At 48.5% G+C, this 20,729-nt stretch carries 24 protein-coding genes and 2 pseudogenes; 4 read left to right on the plus strand and 22 right to left on the minus strand.

Annotated elements, in window-relative coordinates; all coding sequences use genetic code 11:
* Nucleotides 1-24: 24 nt before the first annotated feature.
* On the plus strand, nucleotides 25-2,154 hold the full coding sequence (locus ACGF63_RS18840; protein WP_387632689.1) for a DNA topoisomerase 3: 2,130 nt from the start codon (nucleotides 25-27) through the stop codon (nucleotides 2,152-2,154).
* A 373-nt stretch (nucleotides 2,155-2,527) separates the two neighbouring features.
* Here ACGF63_RS18840 and ACGF63_RS18845 read toward each other — a convergent pair whose 3' ends face one another.
* The 18 genes and pseudogenes from ACGF63_RS18845 to ACGF63_RS18930 form a co-directional block, all read right to left on the minus strand.
* Nucleotides 2,528-2,899 (minus strand): hypothetical protein, encoded by a 372-nt coding sequence (locus tag ACGF63_RS18845; RefSeq protein ID WP_387632654.1) that lies wholly within the window; start codon nucleotides 2,897-2,899, stop codon nucleotides 2,528-2,530.
* Nucleotides 2,900-3,119: 220 nt separating this feature from the next.
* Complete coding sequence (locus ACGF63_RS18850; RefSeq protein ID WP_387632656.1) at nucleotides 3,120-3,803, minus strand: GDSL-type esterase/lipase family protein; 684 nt, start codon at nucleotides 3,801-3,803, stop codon at nucleotides 3,120-3,122.
* A 922-nt stretch (nucleotides 3,804-4,725) separates the two neighbouring features.
* Complete coding sequence (locus ACGF63_RS18855) at nucleotides 4,726-4,998, minus strand: helix-turn-helix domain-containing protein (RefSeq protein WP_387632657.1); 273 nt, start codon at nucleotides 4,996-4,998, stop codon at nucleotides 4,726-4,728.
* A 48-nt stretch (nucleotides 4,999-5,046) separates the two neighbouring features.
* Nucleotides 5,047-6,228 carry a ParB/RepB/Spo0J family partition protein gene (locus ACGF63_RS18860; RefSeq protein ID WP_387632658.1) on the minus strand — a complete coding sequence of 394 codons (1,182 nt, stop codon included), beginning with the start codon at nucleotides 6,226-6,228 and terminating at the stop codon, nucleotides 5,047-5,049.
* A gap of 3 nt (nucleotides 6,229-6,231) precedes the next feature.
* Complete coding sequence (locus ACGF63_RS18865; protein ID WP_387632660.1) at nucleotides 6,232-7,017, minus strand: ParA family protein; 786 nt, start codon at nucleotides 7,015-7,017, stop codon at nucleotides 6,232-6,234.
* 100 nt (nucleotides 7,018-7,117) lie between these two features.
* Nucleotides 7,118-7,459: a hypothetical protein gene (locus ACGF63_RS18870; protein WP_387632662.1), complete on the minus strand. Its 342-nt coding sequence runs from the start codon at nucleotides 7,457-7,459 to the stop codon at nucleotides 7,118-7,120.
* Nucleotides 7,460-7,469: 10 nt separating this feature from the next.
* Nucleotides 7,470-8,714, minus strand: a pseudogene (locus ACGF63_RS18875) (DNA-methyltransferase).
* A 342-nt stretch (nucleotides 8,715-9,056) separates the two neighbouring features.
* Nucleotides 9,057-9,185, minus strand: a complete 129-nt coding sequence (locus tag ACGF63_RS18880; protein ID WP_387632664.1) for a hypothetical protein — start codon at nucleotides 9,183-9,185, stop codon at nucleotides 9,057-9,059.
* 54 nt (nucleotides 9,186-9,239) lie between these two features.
* The gene (locus tag ACGF63_RS18885) at nucleotides 9,240-9,437 is read right to left on the minus strand and encodes a hypothetical protein (RefSeq protein WP_387632666.1); all 198 of its coding nucleotides are present in this window, start codon (nucleotides 9,435-9,437) and stop codon (nucleotides 9,240-9,242) included.
* Nucleotides 9,438-9,472: 35 nt separating this feature from the next.
* Nucleotides 9,473-10,333 (minus strand): DsbA family protein, encoded by an 861-nt coding sequence (locus tag ACGF63_RS18890; RefSeq protein ID WP_387632667.1) that lies wholly within the window; start codon nucleotides 10,331-10,333, stop codon nucleotides 9,473-9,475.
* Nucleotides 10,334-10,348: 15 nt separating this feature from the next.
* Nucleotides 10,349-11,308 (minus strand): signal peptide peptidase SppA, encoded by a 960-nt coding sequence (gene sppA, locus ACGF63_RS18895; protein WP_387632668.1) that lies wholly within the window; start codon nucleotides 11,306-11,308, stop codon nucleotides 10,349-10,351.
* Entirely contained in the window at nucleotides 11,308-11,634 is a 327-nt protein-coding gene (locus tag ACGF63_RS18900) for a hypothetical protein (RefSeq protein ID WP_387632670.1), read from the minus strand. The genes sppA and ACGF63_RS18900 overlap by 1 nt, the downstream gene beginning before the upstream one ends.
* 162 nt (nucleotides 11,635-11,796) lie before the next feature.
* Nucleotides 11,797-12,162, minus strand: a complete 366-nt coding sequence (locus ACGF63_RS18905; RefSeq protein ID WP_387632672.1) for a hypothetical protein — start codon at nucleotides 12,160-12,162, stop codon at nucleotides 11,797-11,799.
* A gap of 4 nt (nucleotides 12,163-12,166) precedes the next feature.
* Complete coding sequence (locus ACGF63_RS18910) at nucleotides 12,167-12,460, minus strand: hypothetical protein (RefSeq protein WP_387632673.1); 294 nt, start codon at nucleotides 12,458-12,460, stop codon at nucleotides 12,167-12,169.
* Nucleotides 12,461-12,470: 10 nt separating this feature from the next.
* The gene (locus ACGF63_RS18915) at nucleotides 12,471-12,944 is read right to left on the minus strand and encodes a hypothetical protein (RefSeq protein ID WP_387632674.1); all 474 of its coding nucleotides are present in this window, start codon (nucleotides 12,942-12,944) and stop codon (nucleotides 12,471-12,473) included.
* Between the two features lie 98 nt (nucleotides 12,945-13,042).
* The gene (locus ACGF63_RS18920) at nucleotides 13,043-13,564 is read right to left on the minus strand and encodes a hypothetical protein (RefSeq protein ID WP_387632676.1); all 522 of its coding nucleotides are present in this window, start codon (nucleotides 13,562-13,564) and stop codon (nucleotides 13,043-13,045) included.
* Between the two features lie 136 nt (nucleotides 13,565-13,700).
* Nucleotides 13,701-14,051, minus strand: coding sequence for a hypothetical protein (locus tag ACGF63_RS18925; protein ID WP_387632678.1), 351 nt, complete (start codon nucleotides 14,049-14,051; stop codon nucleotides 13,701-13,703).
* A 4-nt stretch (nucleotides 14,052-14,055) separates the two neighbouring features.
* The gene (locus ACGF63_RS18930; RefSeq protein ID WP_387632679.1) at nucleotides 14,056-14,679 is read right to left on the minus strand and encodes a hypothetical protein; all 624 of its coding nucleotides are present in this window, start codon (nucleotides 14,677-14,679) and stop codon (nucleotides 14,056-14,058) included.
* A gap of 267 nt (nucleotides 14,680-14,946) precedes the next feature.
* Here ACGF63_RS18930 and ACGF63_RS18935 point away from each other — a divergent pair.
* A pseudogene (locus ACGF63_RS18935) lies at nucleotides 14,947-15,526 on the plus strand (phosphohydrolase); the annotation flags it as partial.
* 394 nt (nucleotides 15,527-15,920) lie between these two features.
* On the opposite strand, the gene ACGF63_RS18940 reads toward ACGF63_RS18935, so the two are convergent.
* The 3 genes from ACGF63_RS18940 to ACGF63_RS18950 form a co-directional block, all read right to left on the minus strand.
* The gene (locus ACGF63_RS18940) at nucleotides 15,921-16,202 is read right to left on the minus strand and encodes a type II toxin-antitoxin system RelE/ParE family toxin (protein ID WP_387632681.1); all 282 of its coding nucleotides are present in this window, start codon (nucleotides 16,200-16,202) and stop codon (nucleotides 15,921-15,923) included.
* Nucleotides 16,195-16,491 carry a type II toxin-antitoxin system RelB/DinJ family antitoxin gene (locus ACGF63_RS18945; protein WP_387632690.1) on the minus strand — a complete coding sequence of 99 codons (297 nt, stop codon included), beginning with the start codon at nucleotides 16,489-16,491 and terminating at the stop codon, nucleotides 16,195-16,197. The genes ACGF63_RS18940 and ACGF63_RS18945 overlap by 8 nt, the downstream gene beginning before the upstream one ends.
* A 1,240-nt stretch (nucleotides 16,492-17,731) precedes the next feature.
* The gene (locus ACGF63_RS18950; protein ID WP_387632682.1) at nucleotides 17,732-18,790 is read right to left on the minus strand and encodes a plasmid replication protein; all 1,059 of its coding nucleotides are present in this window, start codon (nucleotides 18,788-18,790) and stop codon (nucleotides 17,732-17,734) included.
* A gap of 155 nt (nucleotides 18,791-18,945) precedes the next feature.
* Between ACGF63_RS18950 and ACGF63_RS18955 the strand changes: the two genes are divergently transcribed.
* Nucleotides 18,946-19,140 (plus strand): hypothetical protein, encoded by a 195-nt coding sequence (locus tag ACGF63_RS18955; RefSeq protein ID WP_387632683.1) that lies wholly within the window; start codon nucleotides 18,946-18,948, stop codon nucleotides 19,138-19,140.
* On the opposite strand, the gene mobI is transcribed toward ACGF63_RS18955, so the two are convergent.
* Nucleotides 19,111-19,650, minus strand: coding sequence for a conjugative transfer protein MobI(A/C) (gene mobI, locus ACGF63_RS18960; RefSeq protein ID WP_387632685.1), 540 nt, complete (start codon nucleotides 19,648-19,650; stop codon nucleotides 19,111-19,113). The genes ACGF63_RS18955 and mobI overlap by 30 nt on opposite strands.
* 318 nt (nucleotides 19,651-19,968) lie before the next feature.
* Between mobI and ACGF63_RS18965 the strand changes: the two genes are divergently transcribed.
* Nucleotides 19,969-20,729: IS5 family transposase (locus ACGF63_RS18965; RefSeq protein WP_387632686.1), on the plus strand; the 761-nt coding region annotated here is incomplete at its 3' end.

Genomic DNA, 20,729 nt, shown 5'->3' on the forward strand with positions numbered 1-20,729 from the left:
TCAGGCCAAAGAATTGGCTGGCTAATGAGAGCCTCCCAAAGGGGTGATGGATTTCTCCACGATGGAGAAAACAGGGTTATTACGTGGGCCTTCGGCCACCTTCTGGAATTGTATATGCCGGACGACTATGACGAACGATACAAGTCATGGTCACTGGAGATGCTTCCCATTGCTCCTGACTCCTGGCGGTACAACATTCGCAAGAGTGCGTTCAAGCAGTACAAAATCGTTGAAGGCTTGGTTAAAAAGGCCAGCACCATCTACATATCTAACGACTACGACCGCGAAGGGAAAGCCATCGCCCGGTCACTTCTGGATCGGTTCTGCTATTCTGGCCCCATTCGTCGGGTTTGCTTGACAGCTCTCGATGAGTCAAGCATCAAGAAAGCGCTGAACAACATAAAGGACGGCAACGAAACAGTCTCGCTCTACTACGCTGCGCTGGCAAGGCAACGAGCTGACTGGTTGGTGGGAATGAACGTGAGCCGACTCTATACCGTGCTGGCCCGAGACGTAGGTTTCAACCACACCCTTCACGTTGGCCGGGTAATCACCCCTACCGTCGCCCTCGTGTGTCAACGAGACCGTGAGATCGCGGGTTTCACTCCCTCCCCTTACTGGACACTGGGCGTGAAGGTATCCGTGCAGAATGGTCAGTTTTTCGCACAGTGGATACCACCAGAGGAGTGCAGTGACGAGCAAGGCCGATGTATCAATAAGGCCTATGCCGAGCAGGTGGCCTCCCAAGTCAACGGTGCCAATGCTGTTATCAGCAAAGCAGAGACGAACCCCGGCAAAGAGTCTGCCCCCCTCCCCTTCGATCTGACTTCGCTGCAACAATACGCAAGTAAACGATGGGAATATACCGCTCAGCAGGTACTGGATGCAGCTCAAGCTCTGTACGAAACGCACAAAGCAACAACCTACTCTCGCACCGACAGTCGCTACTTACCCGAGAGCCAAAAGGAAGACATTCCGGAGAGCCTCCAGGCGCTTATTTTGTCCGATCAGAACGTATCCGGGCTGGTGGCTGGCGCAGACCACCATCGTAAGGCCAGAGTCTTCAATGACTCTAAAGTGACCGCGCACCACGCGATCATTCCAACACCAGCCAGAACAAACATCAGCGCCATGTCTGAGATCGAGTTCAATCTCTACGACGCTATCCGCCGTTTCTACATCGCGCAGTTCTACAGCGAATTCGAGTTCACCAAAACCTCCATTGAGGTGCAGTGTGGGCGTCACCTCTTTGCTGCCTCTGGTAAGACTCCGGCCAAACAAGGCTGGAAGGTTTTGTTTGCTTCTGACAGTGAAAGTAGCCCCAAAGACGAGGGTGAAGATACCGATGCGCCGGTTGAGCAAGAGAAGCTCCCCAGAGTTAGCCAGGGAGAACCTGCATTGCTCAATGGTGCAGAGCTGGCAAACAAGATGATGCGGCCACCGCCACATTTCACCGAAGCGACATTACTTGCCGTGATGGAGAACATTGCCCGGTTTGTGACTGAGGAGAAGTTCAAGCAGATTCTCAAAGACACTGCCGGTTTGGGAACGCCAGCAACACGCGCAGGTATTATCCAAGGAGCTGTCGATAAAGGCTACTTCAAGAGACAGAAAAGCGTGTTGCTCGCTACCGATAAGGCTCACGCCTTGATCGCTGTGCTTCCACCAGCGATCAAGTCGCCAGGCATGACTGCGGCCTGGGAACAGGAGTTGGAAAAGGTTGCCACTAGCTTCGGCAACATGTCTGTCTTCATAAAGCAAATCTCCACTTGGATTTGCCAGATGGTTGAACAGCTCAAAGTGGCTGCGCCGGCCCTGACCAAAGAAGGTGGTGCGATGGCAAAAGCCTTTGAAGGTGCGAAATCCCCCTCACACGAATGCTTCAACTGTGGCGGAAAGATGCACCGGATCAAAGGGAAACACGGCTTCTTCTGGGGTTGTCAAAACGAGGCTTGTAAGAAGACCGTCCCTGATAACTGTGGCAAACCCGATAAGCGTATCACGGCAGAGGATTGTCCAGATTGCGGTATCGCGATGCGGCTCAGAAAAGGAAAAGCTCCTAGCAAAAAACGCACATCAAAATTCTGGGGTTGCACTGCGTACCCTGACTGTAAGGGTACCCTGCCATTTAAGAAATCTGACTTTCTGAAATGACAGAGGATACACCCTTGTCTATTTCAGCATTCATTCTAGCACTACAATATTAATTTCTTTATAACCATACTGGCGATGATAATGACATTGTTGTGCACAGCATTGGTATCGTCGCCACCAGTACGACCAATGTGAAATCTGTTCAACTGTCTCTCTCATTTTTTTTCCATCAATTTTGACAAAAGTTTACCCAGTTCCGATACACTGGTTGTTCGGTCACTATGGAAGGGGAGACGATTGGAAGCATTTTTTCAGCCTTGCACCATTCGGTCAACGCGCCGGAGATGTTCGTTACTATGGCAGAACTCATCAAAGGACTTCCCACGTGGCTGTGTCTCTTCTATTGCGATCAATCGGTTCACTCACAAACCCTTCACTGGAAAAAATAAGAGGGTTCTAAGAATGAATATTCATAAAGATAAATATTGATCTCATTGTTTCGGAACTGATGAACCTCATCAATTTTGATTGTCATTCGTTGACAGGAAATATCAACACACCCCGTTTCTTTGACCATAGAAAGCAAAATAAAATCACCTTTACAGACATCAGTGGGCAAGCATTGATCATCAAAGAGATTTTCAATTCCAATATATTTAAAAATAAAAAAGCTGCTTACTCTCTCTAAAAAGTTTTTATTAACTCCTTCCTCACCAGTATCTGCAACACCAATACATCTATTTTTATTATTTTTGATGATATTAAATTCTTGTTCACTGACCGCGACACGATACAATTTATTCATCTTACTCACCTCGTCTCATCAGATAGGTAGCGGCACAGCGCACATTAACTCTTGTCCTGACGGCGCATAGTTACCCTTGTCGTTCCACTCAGCATCGGCTTTGAGTGCACGGTTCGGTGTAGTCAATACCTCATTCTACAGGACGCCAAAACGCCCATTTTGGGCAATTCAACAATTATTTTGAGAGGTAACTGGGTGACTTGTGCTGAGGAAGAGACTTTCACATGTGAAAGCCTTCGATTATAAGATTCATTTTGATTGCCAATATCTGTGCAACATAAATGCCACCAGCAGAAGTCAAATGAATGCCATCTTCAGTACGTAATCGATGAGCCTGCGTTTTATGAGTAAAACTAAATTGTCTTCCCAGCCTATCTGGGCGTTGCAAGTCAACATACGGTATCCCCATATAGTTTAATGCGTGATGTAACGCAAAAGAAGTGTTAGCCAATTTTTCATTTTTTATAGAATTTTGCAGTGGAATTGGGGATACCCAAATAATTCTAGCCTGTGAATTATTTTTACGTATCGCATGAATAAATTGCCAAACCTTACGCGCATAAGGAGCTATATCTTTTGGCTCAATTAGATCGTTTGTACCCATCACAATCACTATCTCGCTATATGGTGTCAAATCGAGTTTAGCAATGTGTTCAAACCAATCAAATCGACGTTGGCTATGTAAACCTGAACCAACCTGGTATTCGGCTTCAACCGATTGATCACTGAGGCGTTGATAAGCTTGGCTGATGATCGGTGTGAGAGAGTCTCCTAAAAATAGGGTTTTCGCCCAGAGAGGAGGACTTAATAACATACTAAATATCATCATAAAAATAACTCTGTTGATTATGTGCATTGCATGTCCCCTTTTTACAGTTTCAATATTTATGTTTTTATTTTCCATCTATTTTCTCTGAAATTTGCTCAATAAACTCAGTGTCACCCATGCTTACATGACTGATAATTTTCTTTTGGCTGCAACAACCGTATATCCCGATAGTCAATTCAGAATCTTTAGGGAACTGATGGAAATTGTCGCTACAGCCACTACCTGTAGCCCTAGCTTATAAATATCCCACTAACATTTACTTTATACAGGACGGCTAACCGCCTATTTTGGGTAGTTCTACAAGTTATTTGGATAGATGATTGAGTAGTTGATTCAGAGAAATATATTTTCATATGCGAAAGTTTTGTATTTCATAAGATCATATTAATATATATTGATATTATTTTATGATGCTGTAATAATCATAATTAAGGGCCGCACCGCTCTTCTACCTTCGTTGCAGCCCTTACAACACAATCAAGTAATTAAGGAACTTTATTTATGCTGCAAGACAATACTAACACGAAAAAGTACATCCCGCTCGTGACCTTCATGAAATGGCCTCTAGCAAAACGTCGAGACTTCATTAACCGAGAAATGTCTAACTGTCCGGAGTTCATCAAGGCGTCTTTGCTCCGGCACTAAGACAACTAAAAAGTAAAGAACCTCGCTTCGGTGAGGTTCTTTACTTTTACCTCTTAAATGTTTCGTCAGAACAAACTGGAGCGCTTATGTCATCAAATGTCATCAGAAGTACAATAACTTACCTAGTGGACATAGCCCCATTGATGGTGAGGAGCTGTATACTCCAGCTCTTTCACTATTTTGAGTCACGCGACACCACTTCTAAAAAACTGAGCATCGTCGGTATAGATACCCTAAGCAGACAACCAAAGACGTTGCTTACTATGCAGAGAAACACGCTGTAACGGCAACCGTGGCTGCATGAAAAACTGCCTTGGGCAGGTTTTATTTTCATAAGCAGCTCTGCGACAACTTATAGCTTTCCGTACCTATTCAAGAACGAAGACCTGTCTAAGATCCCCCAGTTCGTAAGCATGTAATAGCCAGTTGCACCCCGTTCTCCGGTTGACTCCCTGACAAACAAGATGTTCATTCCAAACTCATCACGCAGAGCAGACAACTGTCTCTTGATAGTTGATTCAGGAATCAGTGTTGCCTTGTGAAGGTCCTGGAGACTTGGCTTCTCCGTTTTAGACAGGGCATTCACCAAAGCAAATTTTCTTTTCATGTCCTGTGAGATCTTCATATACACCTGTTATTGACAGGCCCAACCTTTTTGATAGGGCCTCCTTTGTTAGCCTTCGACACTCAAGAGTTCAATTCCTGACACAGGCACATGAACATGCTTCTCCTTGCCTTCATTGTCGAGCGTCTTAACCCAGACAGTAGACGGGACAAGAGCAACACGATCCATCATGATGACACCGCGTTTGATCTCACCATCCAGATTAATGTTAACAGCAAAAATCAAACTGTCGGCACGGACGTTCTTCCATTCCTTGTTCTTTAGCAGAGGCGGAAGCGCATCCCCACCCTCATTGCCTTCGGCTTTGCTGTTGTTATTTTGCTGCTGGCTAGGAGCCTTATACTCTTCCTCTTCATCACGCGAAAAGTCGTTGTCATGATTATTCTGCCCATCGGGATCGCAGTTCTCTGCCAGCTTCGTCTGGTCAGTGTCTTGCTCCCCAACTTGCTCTGACGCACCATTCCCACCTGAGTTCTGGGTTTGGTTATCACTGTTTCCAACACCAGGTTCCTCGCGCTGGCTGGAACCAGAACCAGTCAGAGGGACTTTTTCCATTTCCTCTTTAATACGCTTAGCGTCGTTCAAGAGCTCACGGCTTTGCTTACGGGTGATCCCGTCAGACATAGCCACGGCACAAACGGTGCGGCATCTTTCTTCGTTCAGATCGAACAGAAGACGAAGATTATTCAGGGTTTCTGTATCAGAACATACTTCATTATCGTACAACTCGCGCACGCAGTCAGGCAACTTGAGCAATGATAAATGCGTGGAGATGAAAGTGATGTTCTTCCCGAGGCGATCAGCAATGTCTTTTTGCTTCCAGCCATCCTCGATGAACTTATTCAGCGCTTCGGCAATTTCAATCGGCGTCAGGTCATCACGCTGGATGTTCTCGATCAGCTCACCAGCTGTCTCGTCCAGGTCATTTTTCACCTTATCATTGATAACCAAGTCAATGGTTTCAATGCCGGCATGTTTACACGCTCTCCAACGACGCTCCCCTTTCTGGATGACGAACTTACCCTCTTCGTTTTTCGGGAACACAATGATTGGGGATTGCTGCCCTTCGGTAAGCAGGGTTGCCGCCAGCTCTTCAATGTTACGAAAGCGCTTACGAACCTGGACTTTGGATACCACATCGTCAACAGGTACAGTAAGAACTTCTTTGCCTTTCTTGCCCTTGGCGGCTTTAGCAAGTTCGGACAGGCCTTTTAAATTATTTAGTGCCATCGCTTAGCCCACCTTTTCTAAAAGTTCTTCCAACACCGCTTCAACCTCTTTGGCCGCAACGTGCCCATAGCGCAGTTCCCAGACAGGAATGCCATCTGTGGTCGCGGTATCGAGCGGAGGACGGTGCATAATCTTGTTTTCAAACAGAAGATCTGGAACTGTGTTCTCCAGGGACTTAAGGGCCCTGTCATGATTGACAGAACGGTCCATATCGTTGATCACAATGCCCAGAATCTCTAGGTCTTGGTTGTACGCCTCGCGCACACCAATAATCGTATTCAGGAGGCCTTCTACTCCGTCCACAGCAAAGCCAGAAAGCTTCACCGGACATGCCACATGGGTAGACATAACCAATGCGGCCACCAGCTTTCTGCCGAGGCTAGGAGGACAATCGATCAGCACATAATCATAGTTCTCAAAAAGGTCAGCCAAATGGCGAGCCGGATTCATAGCCTGATCGAGAGGTACAGCCTCCATTTCAAACAAATCCGGGTCGTTCTTCGGAGTGTGAATGAGGTCTGCTCCGCATGGACAGCGCATGACCTCAATGCCGTCTAGCTCGTAAGCGAACAGCTCTGCGGTTTTGGTTCCAGTGAGGACAGGCTCATAATCGCCATCCTCCAGCTCTCGTCTGGGGGCCAATCGAGAGGATGTATTCCCCTGACCATCCATATCCAAGACCAGCACTTTCTTTTTCTTCTGTAGTGCCAGATAAAAGGCCTGCTGGATACAGAGGGTACTCTTACCCACTCCGCCTTTCTGGTTGGCGAAGCTGATTACTTTTGCCATACCCACCTCTATTTTGGTTTCTCGCAGGTGATTCAGACCACCCCCAAACTTTCACATGTGAAAGATTGTAGCGTTCATAAAATGATACTTCAACATCTAATTATGGTTCAGTTAAAACAAACTTGAAACAAAAAAACGGCCATAAAGGCCGCATATTCACAAGGTTTGTGCTGTCAGCGCAATTGCTGAGCTGCCCCAAGCCCATTCGCCAACATCCCGGAGAGATGATTGGCCCTCCGCGTGGAATAACCCAGTTACCGATAAAACCCCAATCAATTTTTGTCGAGATAGCATCAGGCTGGTATTGATCCCCCCAGAAATTGATTGCTGCCTGCTGATGCTGTTTACCGGCATAGTAGATATATCCGGCCACGAGCAGCACTGAGAGGACAAACATAATCGCCAGATGGCGCAAGACTGTTGCTATAGAATTTAAACTCATAGGTATTCTCTTAGTTCAAAGCTCCTCCGCCCACGGTCGCTATGGCAGGGTTCATCCAAAAACCATCAAAGCCGGTGAACATCTCCGCTTGGGTGCGGATGTACTCCAGAATGATGTCACAGGCGATCCAGCGCCGGTTATTCCTTTGTGCGGCCAACCCGCTCTTATTTGACCCACTGAACGGATCGACAACCAGGTCCCCTTCTTTCGTTAGGAAGCGGATCGCCATCTCAGGTATGTCTGTTGGAAACATTGCTGGGTGTGGTGGCAATCCCAGCTCTTTAGCGATTCTCCGAAGCTCCAACGTATCCGCACAGCGGTGGCCGCGCTGAATGACGTTTTTCGGTATCCGTCCTTCCGTGACGTTAGAGAATGCGTTCCCTCTCAGCCGGTAGGCTCCATCACCATAACTCATCACCCTGCTGTCACCCCCTTGAGCCATCAGCTTTTGATGCTTCTCAGTGTGAGGGATCAAGACCCTTATGTTGTCTGAACGCACCCTATCAGGGTCGTTAGTGAACCAGTACACAGGTTCCCAGCCGGCGCACAACTGATAACGGTTCACACAGGCCCAGTGAGTTGGACTTGGTGGCTTGGACAGGTTGATCCACGGCCATCTATCCATGAGGGACAATCCGAGCCGGTCATGTAGTGCCAGCACCATCCTCTCAACGTAGAGAGACCTTGAGGGACTCTTGACCTCGAAGATGTCATTACTGACATTCAGGACGACGCTCCCACCAGGCACCAGATTCTTAACTATGGGTTCGAGCGCCTGAGTGATGAAATCCACTCATTTGGCTTCATCAACATTCCCATAGCCACGCTGTATCCGGAGCGGGAACGGCGGCGATGTTACACACAGATGGACCGGCTCATCGAGGTCAGAGAAGAAGCTCTTGTTGTTTGACCACACCGCCAGCCCCAGATTCGTTGAATAGGCAACAAGTCGAACTCCACCAAGAGCCTCATGCAGGCCCTTCTTGGTTTTGCTTGATAGCTCCCAGACACCCCGCTCGCCGTCAACCTTCTTGAGAAGGTTCATCGACTTGAGTGTTTGTTGATACCAGCGGATCTGTCTTTTCAGCTTGCTCCGTTTGACCTTCGCTTTCCCGATTTCACTTTGTTCGTCCAGAGCACTTTTAGGAATTCCCGCCAGCTCGGCCACCGAGTCGTAAAGCTCTTCGTTGGATAGCGGCTTGTCAGCTCTCACATACGCTTCCTGGACATGAAAAAGCTCTAACTGATTACTCATCATGCCCCTCCGCGCTCCGAAAACAAGAGCAGCGGAACTGGATTGTCTGATCTGTATGGACTTTGAACTCCAAACTTTTCTTCAATCCAAGTGGATGACATTGACCCTTGGCTCAAACCTTCGCTGTTTACCCAATAAACCCTGTTGACAGCACCAGCAATATTGATAAACAAGAAAGCCAGTAATGCCCCGGCCTTCGACCATACAAAAACACTTCTCACAATCATCCTTCCTGCTTAACAAATGGGCCTCTGCCATCGAGCAGCTTTGAAAAAATAGCCCCCGGCTCAGACATGGCCGCTTCTACCTAGTGCTTGTTAAATGTCTCTGTCCACCAGCTATTCATTTGGTAAACCGAGATATTAAGAATGGACGCAGCCCTACCTGAGTTATCGCTGGCTCCTGCGCGGCGAGACCAGAGGCAGAAACCAAAAACAACAACAGAACGGCCATCGCCGCCCGTACCATCATGCTTGAGCTTTTCCCTCTCCCGACGCAAATACCGCAAATCGCTGTTATGACCTTTCAGTGCAGACCGTATAACGGCGATGTCCTGGCGAAACTGCCAGAACGTTCTGATTTTTTGTCAGAGCCCAACTGAGCGCGCTGCTGACAGAGCTCTTCGTACTCAGCTCCTTTTTCTTCAACCTGACTGAGAGCAGCGACAATCCGATCCTGATATTGCCGGTCGTCAGACAAGTAACTTTGAATCTCTTGTTCCATCCAGTTTCACCCCCAAACTTTCACATGTGAAAGTTTTATTGGTTAGCTGAGTTGTCTTGTTGCAACTCAATCATCATTTTTCGCATCACCGCCATGATGGCTTGTGCCGGTTGTTGACCACCGAGGAGCTGGCTCTTGCCGGTATGGTTGTCCACCACAAAGGTGGCCGGAGTACCGTTGACGCCATAGCTCTTGGCTTTCTGGATGTCAGCTTCAACCTTGTCTTCGTACTTTCCAGAGGAGAGGCACTCCCGGAACGTATCGAGATCAGCTCCAACCCCCGTAACCAAGGAGGCTAAGTCGGCAACCCCCCGGCCATTACCCTGCGAGTGGTGGAATACATCGTTCACGAATACCCAGAAGCCACGGTTGCCTTTCTGCTCCGCAATACATTCAGCGGCCAGAGCCTCTTTGTGAGCAGCCGGGTTATGGAAATCGAGGGGCATGTGCTTCCACTGCCAGTTCACATTACCTTTACTGGCATCCACGATCTGCTTCGGTGTATCGTGGAACTGCTTGCAGAATGGACACTCCAGATCAGAGAACTCAACCAACGTGAAGCGAGCCCCTAGTTCCCCATAGATGTGCTTACCATCCTCGACCTTCTCTGGCGCTGCCTCGAACTGGGCATACTTCTGATCGATGTCTGCTTGTTGTTTCTGCGCGACAAACTTGTTGATGCTTGCGGCCACAGCCGCCTCAAACTCGGCCTTGCTCTTGAAGGTGACGCCTTCCGCATCCTTCACTTCATTCACGGTGGACTTCACACTGGCGATCTCTTGCGTCAGATCCTTCCCTTTCACGAACTGGTAAATTCCCAAGCCGGTTCCTACAACGCCAAAAAAAACGGCGGTGATAACCCCGAGGCGTAGTGATTTGGTGCTTTGTTCTGTCATGTCAAACTGCTCCTATCAGTAAACTTTCACAGCGCTGAGTTCTTGCACGAAGGAACTGGCTTCGAGCTTCGCACGTTGGGTCAGTCGCTGGATGATGTCTTCGGTTGGTGTGTAGTCCACCAAATTGGTCTGGTGGATCACGTCTCGTGCCACGGAGTTCAGGCTACCCAGACCATCAATGAGGCCAATCTCTTTGGCCTGCTCACCGTTCCAGAGTAATCCAGAGAACACTTCTTGGTAGTCTTTCAGTCGGTCCCCACGACCGTCCTTCACTCGTTCGATGAACTGTTGATGGGTTTTCGATAGGACACCTTCCCAGAACTTCTTCATGTCAGAGGTGAGAGGGGAGAAAGGATCGAGAAGTGCTTTGTGCTCTCCGGAAGTGATGGCTCGACGCTCGATGCCGAGCTTATCCATCAAGCCCGTGAATCCGAACCCGGAGCTGATAACGCCAATAGAACCGACCAGGCTGGCGCGGTCAGCGTAGATTTCATCGGCAGCAGAAGCGATGTAGTAACCGCCAGACGCCCCGATGTCATCAATGATGGCGTAGACCTTTTTCTCTGGGTGAAGAGCTCGCTGAGCTTTCACCTCTTCATAAATCCGCCCAGCCTGAACTGGGCTACCACCGGGGCTGTTTATACGAAGCACGACAGCCTGGGAGTTCGGGTTATCGAATGCTGCCTGGATGGACGGGATAAGGTGATCAGCATCCGCCAGTGTGCCAGCCGCAATTTCACCACGGATATTGATGTAGGCTGTGTGAGGGACTCCCGCTTTGGCACTTTGCCAAGGCATCCCACCTGGATTAGACGCTAGGATGATGAAGCCGATCATGAGAAGCACGAAGCCCGAGGCACGGAGTACACGCAACATAGTCCGCCAGCGGCGGTCTTTTACCTGCTCTTTGTGAAGGGTGAACATGTACTTCTCGATGAGTTCTTTCTCCCAGGGGATCTCTTTGCTTTCTGCCATTAGTCTTTCCTTTTGCATGTTTCGATAATCTGCCCCCAGAACTCTTCATCAGCGCTATCAGCCCGGTCTTTGACTTTCTGGTAAACAAGGTTGGTGTTGAGCTGATGCTCACGACAGAACTGAGCAATGTTGCTGTAGGTCCTGTCCAGGTAAGTGAAGGGTTTGCCTTTGCCTTTTTTCTTGGCGAGGATGAGCTTCCACTCATCATTGATGAGTTTGTCTGCGGCCTTACCGGTGTCCGCGATTCGCCTACGCACCGTAACCGGGTCAAGGCCGTGTGCCCTGGCTATGCTGGCAACGCAATTAAATTTCCTACCGTCAATCATGACGGTAGGTAAATCACCTGCGGCTGCTTCCTTGAACCGGAAGCCTCTGTAACCGGGTTTGAAGATCCCAGGTGCAAGTTGCTCCCGGAACTCGATTGCTTGTTCTGACCTGACAAACTTGCTGTTGATCTTGCTCAGCATGTACTTGGCCCGTGCTATCACCTAGTAGAGTGTCTTTTCCAAGAGCATGGCATCAGCAGCTCTACTCGGAAAACCAATATCGTCTTCTTGCTCGATACCCAGCATCTCTGCGTGGCTGGAGCCTTCGGCATGTCGGAAACACCCGTCGTACTCAAAAAGAAAGGAAGCCAAACCTCCTCTCAGCTTTGCTTTGAACCGGGTGTTGGCCGCGTTCTCTGGCGCTGGTGCCAGATCGGACACATCAATCCCTAACTTGGCGGCCAACGCTCGCAGGTCTTCCTCTCCAATCCGGCATCCGGGCTGCATGACCTCAGCCAGAGCAGGGTCATCAGCACACCCGCGTTCTTTAAGTTCAGCTAAGAGATAGGGAGCTCGTACTACCCCCATAAGCTCAAGCTCCCTGAATCGCGTGGATCACGAGCTCACAGAGTTTCCCGTAAACAGGTGCCAGACAGAGTGAAGCCATCACCATGCCAAAGGCTTTCGACGGAGCTTCTTTGGCGAACTTGGTCAGCCACGGCATCATGCCGCACAGAGCTGCAACCATAGCGCCAGCCACCCCCAGGGAGGGGAACGCCAGCACTTGGGCCAGAATGAAGAAACACTGGGCATATGCCGCATGGGTCATCGCCTTTTTATCTGCTGCCGTGAACTCCACAGCATCTACGTTTTTGACTTTTTCCATCACATTGTCCTCATGCAACTTCAGGTTTTCCGAAAAATCTCTCATACACTTCAAGGTCAAAGGCCAGCATGGTCTTTGCAGCCTTTTCACTAAGCTGGTGGAGGCTGAGCATCTGAACCTTGTCAGTACCGGTCACTTGCAGGTCCACTGCGAACCATGTCCCGCCTTTGGCTACTGCCAGAACTTGCACCGCCCAGGGCTTATCCAGTCGTTCGGGCGGGGTGAGCATGCTCGATACCTTGGCGACCGTCGCGGTTGAACCTACCCAGTGCTTGTCGAACGCAATGATGTTCAACGTTTCAAACGCATCCTTCGCAGCCTTGAAACGGCTTCGGACTGTATCTTGTTGCTTCCAAGCCATGATTTGGAGAAAAGCCATTCCACCGGTAATTAGGGTGAGAAAGCTCAACCCGTTGGCAGCGGCTACGACAGTTACCACCAGGGACCTCAACATGACGAAGCGGTTGTGTTTAAGCTGGGCCACGATTCACCTCCTATACCAACCAGCGTACAGGACTTTTCAAAAATGCAACCCCGCCTAACTGCCCAATTCGGGCAACCATGTTTTCATCCCAAAAACTTTCACATGTGAAACTTTCCGCCACAGGTACAGGTGGACTTCACCTGACCAGAGCGAAGGGATTTGTAGAGGTGCCACAGCTTGACCACTTCTTTTTCGCTGAGAAGATTTGTCTTGATGTAACGGACTCTATCCCCGTCCGCTGTCTCTACAACGGTTCGGACATAGCCGTACTTGGCAACGGGTGCCTTGTACTTGTGTAACAGAATTACCCGATAAACCGAGAGCTGAATGATGTCCGACTCATAGATGTGGTTTATCTGGCGTAGCTTGGTGTCCAAGGGGATTAATACCCCCTTTTGGGTTTGGTACACCTGGTCAACCCTTCCGTGCATTGGCACCAGCAGGGTGGTTGATATGTCCTGTTCGGACAGAAACAGAGTGGCTGAGCGCAGCTCATGAGGCATGTTCTCTGATTTCCACCACTCCCAAGTGTCTCCAATGCCGCGTTTGCGCCACTGGTCCCCTTTCGCAATGACGAAAGGGGCGATGATCAGGACGAATATCCAGAGAACTGCCTTCATGACTACCTCCGGCCTTTAAACCACTCAGGATGATTGGACACATCCATTCTCTTGACCTGCGACGAGAAGACCAACACCTCTTGGGCAGTCAGCACTGTCTCAGTAGCCCGAGCTATGCCCGCGTAGATGTTGATGATCATGTGCAGTCGTTCTGTTGCCCCTGATACCCTCCGCCAGCTCCGGTAGGTTTCGGTTGATTTGGCATAGCCAACGTGTCAGACTCCTTGGTGTTCAACTTCCCCTTTGCCGCTTTCGATACGAACTCAGCGACCACCGAAGCCAGCATGTCGGAGGTAAGGTGCAGAGGCAGCTTTATCGTGTCGAAATCGGTCTGCTTGATAGTGAACAGGCGAACATGATCGTTGCGGTAGTCACGCACGTAGATGACATGGCTCTCGAATGGACTGGAGTGATTAAAGGCATCTATACCCCAGCCTGCTGCCTCAAGGTGTGCGTTCGACACTGACTTATCGTAATCAAATTCCACGCTATTACTCTCCGTTTTGTCGTTCTGGAACTTTCACATGTGAAAGTTTTCCGTCGGTCATGATGTCTAGGACAGCCTTCCCCAATCTCATCTCTTTGTGGTTCTGATTGTGGTTCTGAACTGAGTCTCCCTTATAGAAGAAGCCGGGCTCGTTCTCGGGATGAAACACACCATGAGGAATGCTGTCGTGATCTCCAAGCCACATGCGAAGCCTCAGATCCACCAGCCACCCATCATCAAGGACAACCCAGAAATGAGGGGTTACAATGTCTTTGGTTTTTTCGTTTCGCACAAAGCCGTACATGCAGTCGTGCGGAACACCAGCTTCATTCAGCAGGTGGCTTACTGCCCATGTCATGCCATCACATTCCATTTGGCAGTCATCCAGGGTCATAAGGACAGCTGCTTCCAGTTCCCGGTGCCACTCAGTCATCTGCTTGGCCGCAGGTTTCACCACCAGCTCGTTTTTGTTCTCTGCCAAGATGATGTCATCCTCATCAATGTTGCATTCTTCTATCGCTTCTGAACGGATGGATACCGCTTCATCCCAGTTATCGCTCGACCCAAAAATGCTCCAGCCCTCAAGACCATAATTCACCCATACGATGAACCGCTTTATCGTTTTCATGTGCGGCCCCCTTTAACCGTGCAACGTTCCCACATACTCACCCCGCAAACCGTAACCCCACCAAAAAACCACTTCCTGATGATCTTCAACCAATCGCGACGGGCTATCCCTGAACGCACCTCACCGAAAAACCACCTTTAGATTGCTTTTTGGTGTTTCTCAAGTTCTCCTGAGTGATTAGTCGATCTGAAAACTTTATCTTTTACAGAATCATTTTATAAAACTGTAAATTATAAAAACAACTCAGTAAAGAAAAAAGAGCGACTTATGTTGAGACGAGAAAGCCAAGGAGATCTGTTCGATGACCAGGTGGTGTTGCCATCCCTGGAGTCGGTTCTTACCGATATATCCTCTAGTCAGCGTTGTAACCACAGAACAACGTACTTCTCTGCTCCGGATGTAGACCTTGATTTGTACGATCACATCATTGTTTGCCTTTCTAGAGGCAAAGATTCTATCGCTGCATACCTGCGGCTGGTGGACATGGGAGTTGACAAGTCGAAGGTGGAGTTCTGGCACCATGACGTTGACGGTCGGGAAGGTAGTTCGTTGATGGATTGAGCCTTTATGCGTGATTACTGCCGTCAGCTTGAGGGCGAAATGCTCAAGGAGAATCTAGCCACCCCCATCGCGTAGAAACGCCTGATAGGCTTCTGGTGCTGCCTAGAGACCACAATCGCTCCAAGCTTAGCAACTCCTTCGGTTTCTCCAGCAGTCCCCGTCACTGCAAACAAGGTGGTGCTCATCGGCATTGAAGATTGATGTGGGCCGCAGAGCGCTCAACAATCAAGATCGCTTCAAGGGAAAGAAGATCCTTTTCATCACTGGCGAGCGCCGAGAAGAAAGTGTGAGAGGTGATTGAGCGCCATCGAATCATGGCTCCAGTCACATTGAAAGTGGTCATGGTGCGAGTGCTTAGCGTTGGCTTGGGGTTTGCCATAGGCAGGCTCGCATTGTGGGGTATGGGGTATGCAGTATGGCCTATTGAGTGAGTCTGTCCTGAGGGAACATGCTCTTGTCTCTGTGGTTTCGGGTCATTAGTTGCGTTTCAGTGGATGGGGGTTGAAGTCCAACGGAACTAAAATGTACGCTAAGAGCTAATGCGCAGAAACCTACTGTTTTGCCCAGCTAGAAGGCTTCAAAACCATAAGTTTCTATAGAGAAATCACCTGCCAAAAAAGTTAGCGGTTATCGCAGTTATCTGGTCATTACCCAAAATATACTCCGTGAGTGGAATTCGATTAGGACGGGGGCCACTGCTGTGCAGCATGTAACACGCGTAGTATTCGGATGATAAAGGGGGTCTCCTCGTATACAAGGATATAATTCGCCCAGGCAACCAATTCCCTGGTTCCTTCGACTCGTCCAGGGCGACCTATTTTCGGGAAATTTGGCAGTTTTTCAGCCTTAGCCTCAATATCATCCTTTACGCGTTGTGCCGCATCCGGATTATCGTCTGATATATAATCCACTATCGCCAGTAGGTCGGCACGTGCCAGTTCCAGCCATTCCAATTCAGGCACGGTGACGTTTCCTGTCGATCAAAGCTTGAGCCTCATCCATTACCTGCTTATGTGATACAGTGGGTTGTGTGTCCGCCAAAGCCTCTTTTACTTTGTCTCGGAACCAAGCATCATGTGCTTCCGGATCTACCGTCAGTCCAACGGGTAATCCACCCTCTTTGGTTATGCGAGTTAACAGAATGCGGACGGCATCTGATATTGTTAGGCCAAAGCTGGCGAGTTTTTCTGTCGCATCAGTCTTCAGTTCATCATCGACCCGAACATGTAGCATTGAAGTGTGAGCCATGATCTGTTCTCCGATTGTTATTCACAACCATATTATGTATCTCAAATGAGATGCAGTCAAGGCGCTTATGCCAGCACTTTATGAACGGTTGATCGGCCTATCTTCAACTACTTGACAATTTCCGTGGTACCAAGCTCTTGTCCGTGTTTGGTTTCTATGGATTTCAAATTCCTGGATCGTGGGAAGATCGATCAGTATCGCTTCGTTGATCAAAACAGTTGATGTACGAGTCTGGCTACTTTGTGCTGTCGGTGCTTGATTTACTGGTGATATTCGTCGTGTTTGGTCTCGCATAGGAGACTTCTTTCTAAAAAACAAATCTGATTATTTTTTATTCGGTGATCATAAGGATCTTTAGATCTTTGAATAAAGGGTAAAAGCGGTTAAAAACAGGTTATGTGAGCTAAAAACATCAGCAAGTTTTTGACATAGTTAGTTTTTTAGTATTTATTACGTGCAGCGAACCCATATAGTTACGTGCAACAAACCCATAGGTTTCCGTGCAGTGCTCCCATATAGCCTTTGATCTTATTCACTGTTATCCACACGTATCCACCTTTTTTCCACAAAATGTTTTAAAAACAGAGCATTCGTGCAGTGTTCCCATATAGGCGATCTGGCATCCGTGCAGCATCCCCATATACGCGATCGCAAACGTGCAATAGACCCATATATGATGCTCCTATCGTGCAATGTTCCCATATATTAAAATTGGTCGTTTTTTGATCCGTGCAGAAAACCCACATGTAATCGTGCAGCGCTCCAATATACTAATACCCCATTTATCCACAGGAAATGTGGATAACGTTTAGCCACTTTTTGTTGTTAGAGTCATTCTTTCTAGGTTTGTCCTGATCTGTCAACCTTTGTCCTTCTTCGTCAACCGTGCAGGATTCCCACATACAAGATTGCCCATTATCAACTTCCGTGCCAACGTACCCATATATCAAAGCTCATATCGTGCAGATTTACATATAATAAACAATTAATTATTAATATATTACGATCAACTATTTCTGCCTTGGCAAGCAAAATCCCACTCGTATTTGGCCTGTCTTGTGCGTTTGTCCGACACAATGTAGTTACCGTACAATGACCCACATATAGTGCCTCAGCCTCTGCTACATTTGGGATTCAGCGAGATCGAACCGTGCAGCGACCCCATATACAGAGACTCTGCTGTCAGCGTCATTACTTATGTTCTTTCGGTAGGTAAAAAAAGGCGCTGACGCACTTCTGTTCTTCACTTGCGCTGTGTCTTATCATTGATATGATGGTCTATCTGCCCTTGTTTTATAGCTCGGAGTTCCGTTTGCTGTTTGCGCTTATTGGATGCCATCACCTGTTTCACGAAGTTCTCATGAGGCCTGATGACGTACCGCACGTCGATGATTCTGCGGCCATCCTTGATCTGGTTCGCATCGTAATCGCTTATGACCTCTTGTTTGATGAGAGCTTCCAGAGCGAACTTCATTGCTCTGACGTTCTCTGGCATTCGTGGGCTCAACTCACGAGGGCTCTGGGTCAGGAAGCTAATGAGTGAAGGCGTGTAAGGTGACTCTGGTGAAGCTTGAGTCCAGTAATGGCTCATTCGCTTGTAGATGTACCGGGCGAGAGGGGAGCGGATCTGCATTCCGATCTTGTAGTTGTACAGACGAAACGACAGGTTCATGATCGATTCGTTGACCAGCGGATTGAACTGTACGTAGCACTTGGCGTTACCGCCTTTCTTGCGAAACTCACCTCTGGTGGTCAATCCCACCATCGGGAAGAAGCTGGAGCTAATGAAGGCTTCACCGTCATCACTGATACATTCGAGTGTTGCGCCGCGACAGACTTGAATCGCTTCTTTTATCTCGTTCAGGTTGTAACCGTGGCACATTTTCGACAGTTCTTTCTGGAGCTCGTACAGAGTGAACATAACGCCAGCTTTGCCCTCGATGATATGGCCTTTGCCGTTCACCGCGAGCTTGCGTAGCGCGTCCTCAAGGATTTCCTCTCGCTGTCCCGCGTAGATCAGCACGGTTCTCCCGTCATCTTTTTCGATGATGGCCGGTTTCAACTTCACTGTGAACTGCTGACCTCTGATGGTGCATTGTCGCGTCACTACAGCGTTGGACAGATCTTCGTGTTCTCGCTTCTGGTCCCAAATGTACTTAGGCAGCGCATCGTAAATTTCGATGGTGTTGGAGTAGTCGTCTTTCTTGGCCGGAGATTCAATGATCTCAAACAGGTTCATTTGTGGTGAGTCTTTGATTACGTCGAGTTTCTCCAGGTCTTTGTCTTTGGTTCTCTTGCTCATGATTGTTCCGTCGATACTTTCTAGCTGGTGGTCCATGCTGCCAGCAGTGTCAATACTCCCGCTGCTACCGTTGCTGCAAACACTAACTGGTAGATGCGACGCCTAGCCCCCGCAGTGCTGCTCATGAAGCGCAGGGCTGCCGCTTCATACCGGAAATGGGCGAACTCACCCCGAAACCCCGAAGGGTGTTATCTGTCCCTTGGGGCGATTGTGGGCGCTTTGCTGGTGCAGGGCGAGGATGGCTGGCGCTTTTCTTGATCATCGCTTCACATTTGCTCAGCTTCGCCAGTTCAGTGGCCGCTACAGATGCTGTCATGTTGTCACACCTCGCCGCTATGTGTTTTGTTTAGCAGACGCTCGTACTCGTTAAGCGCCCGGCGAATTTTGGCTAAAGCGGTAGCACGTTGTCTTAACGCGGCATACCTTGTTTCTACTTGCTGGATCAGTTCTTGTGCCCATGCTGGCTCTTTCTTGAAGTGCGACATGCTATAGGCGTGGCCGCGACCCTTTTTGATATGTGTCGATAGAACCCTTTTCTTTTGACCTGGAACCTGTTCGACAAATCTGTTGCGATACCACTCAGCTACGAGTGATACGCCGAGAATCCGCACCCGTGTTCCGACGCGGCCTTGTTCGTCTTCTGACGCTTCTTCACGCGCTGATTTGTGCGCGTTCCAGTACATGTCAGCTTCTTGCTGCGCTTCGACAGCAAGAACTGCTAAGGCGTGATCCAGCTTGCTCCGTACCTCTGAAACAAACTCTCGTCCTTCTGCCTCTAGCAGATCCTCCGTTATCTCAGATCGTTCTTCTTCGAGCTTAGGATCTAGCAGATCTAACCATCGCTCCGTTGGTAGCCTCACCTCAAAACCCTCCCAATTCCTATCCAATTTCTATCCACATAACTATCTATCTGGAATTTAAAACTGATTATTCCAGTACTGGAATCTAGTTATGTCATTAGGCTAACCTATATATGGAATTTGTCAAATACCCCTCTATATATCTGGAATCTTAGTGGCTTGATTCATATAACCTCGATTTTTATGTGTATTTACCATGTAAGATTCCAAATATATTGGAAATAACCTAGGGGCTGTTGACGTTTTGAGAGGAATTACGGAACAGCATGATGATGGGGTATAATTGCTTTCGCCAAAAAACGACTCTACCTCACCATCATGCCAAGAACTATGTTAACAGATGAAGTATGGAATACGCTATCCTCATTGATGCGACACAGTGGCCGTGTCTATAACAAAGCAGGACACCGTATGACGCTGGAAGGCATTCTCTATCGAATGAGAACGGGCTGCCCCTGGCGGGATATCCCTGCCGATTTCGGTCAATGGAATACGGTATTCTGTCGTTTTAATCTGTGGTCAAAGAAAGGTATTTTGCAGTTATTATTCAAATGGTTATCTCATCACACTGATTCAGAATGGTTGTTCATTGATGGCAGTATAATCCGGGCGCATCAGCACAGTGCCGGCGCAGCTTCAGGGGAAGATACATCAATAGGCCAGAGTCGAGGGGGACGTTCAACCAAAATCCATTTGGTGGTAGACAGTTATGGACTTCCTGTCCACTTTGAACTTTCAGGCGGTCAAGAAAACGACATTGTTCATGCCGAGAGTCTGATTATGCAGTCACCTCCGTCAGAGTATGTCATTGCCGACAAGGGATACGACAGTGAAAAGTTCAGAGACTTTATCCGAAAGGGTGGAGCAACAAGCGTGATCCCTTACCGGAAAAACAGCCGCCAAAGTGACCAAAGCATTGACAGGCACTTATATCAGTATCGGCATCTGGTTGAAAATGCCTTTGCCAGAATTAAACATTTTCGAGCAATAGCAACAAGATACGACAAACTTGAGCGAAATTATGCCAGTATGGTTGCCCTGGCTTTTATGATGATGTGGTTACCCATGTGGGCTGTATA

The sequence above is a fragment of the Photorhabdus sp. RM322S genome (assembly GCF_042879395.1).
GTDB classification, from domain to species: Bacteria; Pseudomonadota; Gammaproteobacteria; order Enterobacterales; family Enterobacteriaceae; genus Photorhabdus; species Photorhabdus khanii.

Coding starts and splice junctions, on each gene's coding strand:
- ACGF63_RS18900 (WP_387632670.1), bottom strand. CDS start 11,634: ATGATTGACGGTAGGAAATTTAATTGCGTTGCCAGCATAGCCAGGGCA.
- ACGF63_RS18930 (WP_387632679.1), bottom strand. CDS start 14,679: ATGAAAACGATAAAGCGGTTCATCGTATGGGTGAATTATGGTCTTGAG.
- ACGF63_RS18850 (WP_387632656.1), bottom strand. CDS start 3,803: ATGGAAAATAAAAACATAAATATTGAAACTGTAAAAAGGGGACATGCA.
- ACGF63_RS18885 (WP_387632666.1), bottom strand. CDS start 9,437: ATGGAACAAGAGATTCAAAGTTACTTGTCTGACGACCGGCAATATCAG.
- ACGF63_RS18950 (WP_387632682.1), bottom strand. CDS start 18,790: ATGAGCAAGAGAACCAAAGACAAAGACCTGGAGAAACTCGACGTAATC.
- ACGF63_RS18855 (WP_387632657.1), bottom strand. CDS start 4,998: ATGAAGATCTCACAGGACATGAAAAGAAAATTTGCTTTGGTGAATGCC.
- sppA (WP_387632668.1), bottom strand. CDS start 11,308: ATGGCAGAAAGCAAAGAGATCCCCTGGGAGAAAGAACTCATCGAGAAG.
- ACGF63_RS18890 (WP_387632667.1), bottom strand. CDS start 10,333: ATGACAGAACAAAGCACCAAATCACTACGCCTCGGGGTTATCACCGCC.
- ACGF63_RS18910 (WP_387632673.1), bottom strand. CDS start 12,460: ATGGAAAAAGTCAAAAACGTAGATGCTGTGGAGTTCACGGCAGCAGAT.
- ACGF63_RS18880 (WP_387632664.1), bottom strand. CDS start 9,185: ATGATGGTACGGGCGGCGATGGCCGTTCTGTTGTTGTTTTTGGTTTCT.
- ACGF63_RS18955 (WP_387632683.1), top strand. CDS start 18,946: ATGGGCGAACTCACCCCGAAACCCCGAAGGGTGTTATCTGTCCCTTGG.
- ACGF63_RS18840 (WP_387632689.1), top strand. CDS start 25: ATGAGAGCCTCCCAAAGGGGTGATGGATTTCTCCACGATGGAGAAAAC.
- ACGF63_RS18845 (WP_387632654.1), bottom strand. CDS start 2,899: ATGAATAAATTGTATCGTGTCGCGGTCAGTGAACAAGAATTTAATATC.
- ACGF63_RS18905 (WP_387632672.1), bottom strand. CDS start 12,162: ATGGGGGTAGTACGAGCTCCCTATCTCTTAGCTGAACTTAAAGAACGC.
- ACGF63_RS18860 (WP_387632658.1), bottom strand. CDS start 6,228: ATGGCACTAAATAATTTAAAAGGCCTGTCCGAACTTGCTAAAGCCGCC.
- ACGF63_RS18870 (WP_387632662.1), bottom strand. CDS start 7,459: ATGAGTTTAAATTCTATAGCAACAGTCTTGCGCCATCTGGCGATTATG.
- ACGF63_RS18865 (WP_387632660.1), bottom strand. CDS start 7,017: ATGGCAAAAGTAATCAGCTTCGCCAACCAGAAAGGCGGAGTGGGTAAG.
- ACGF63_RS18920 (WP_387632676.1), bottom strand. CDS start 13,564: ATGAAGGCAGTTCTCTGGATATTCGTCCTGATCATCGCCCCTTTCGTC.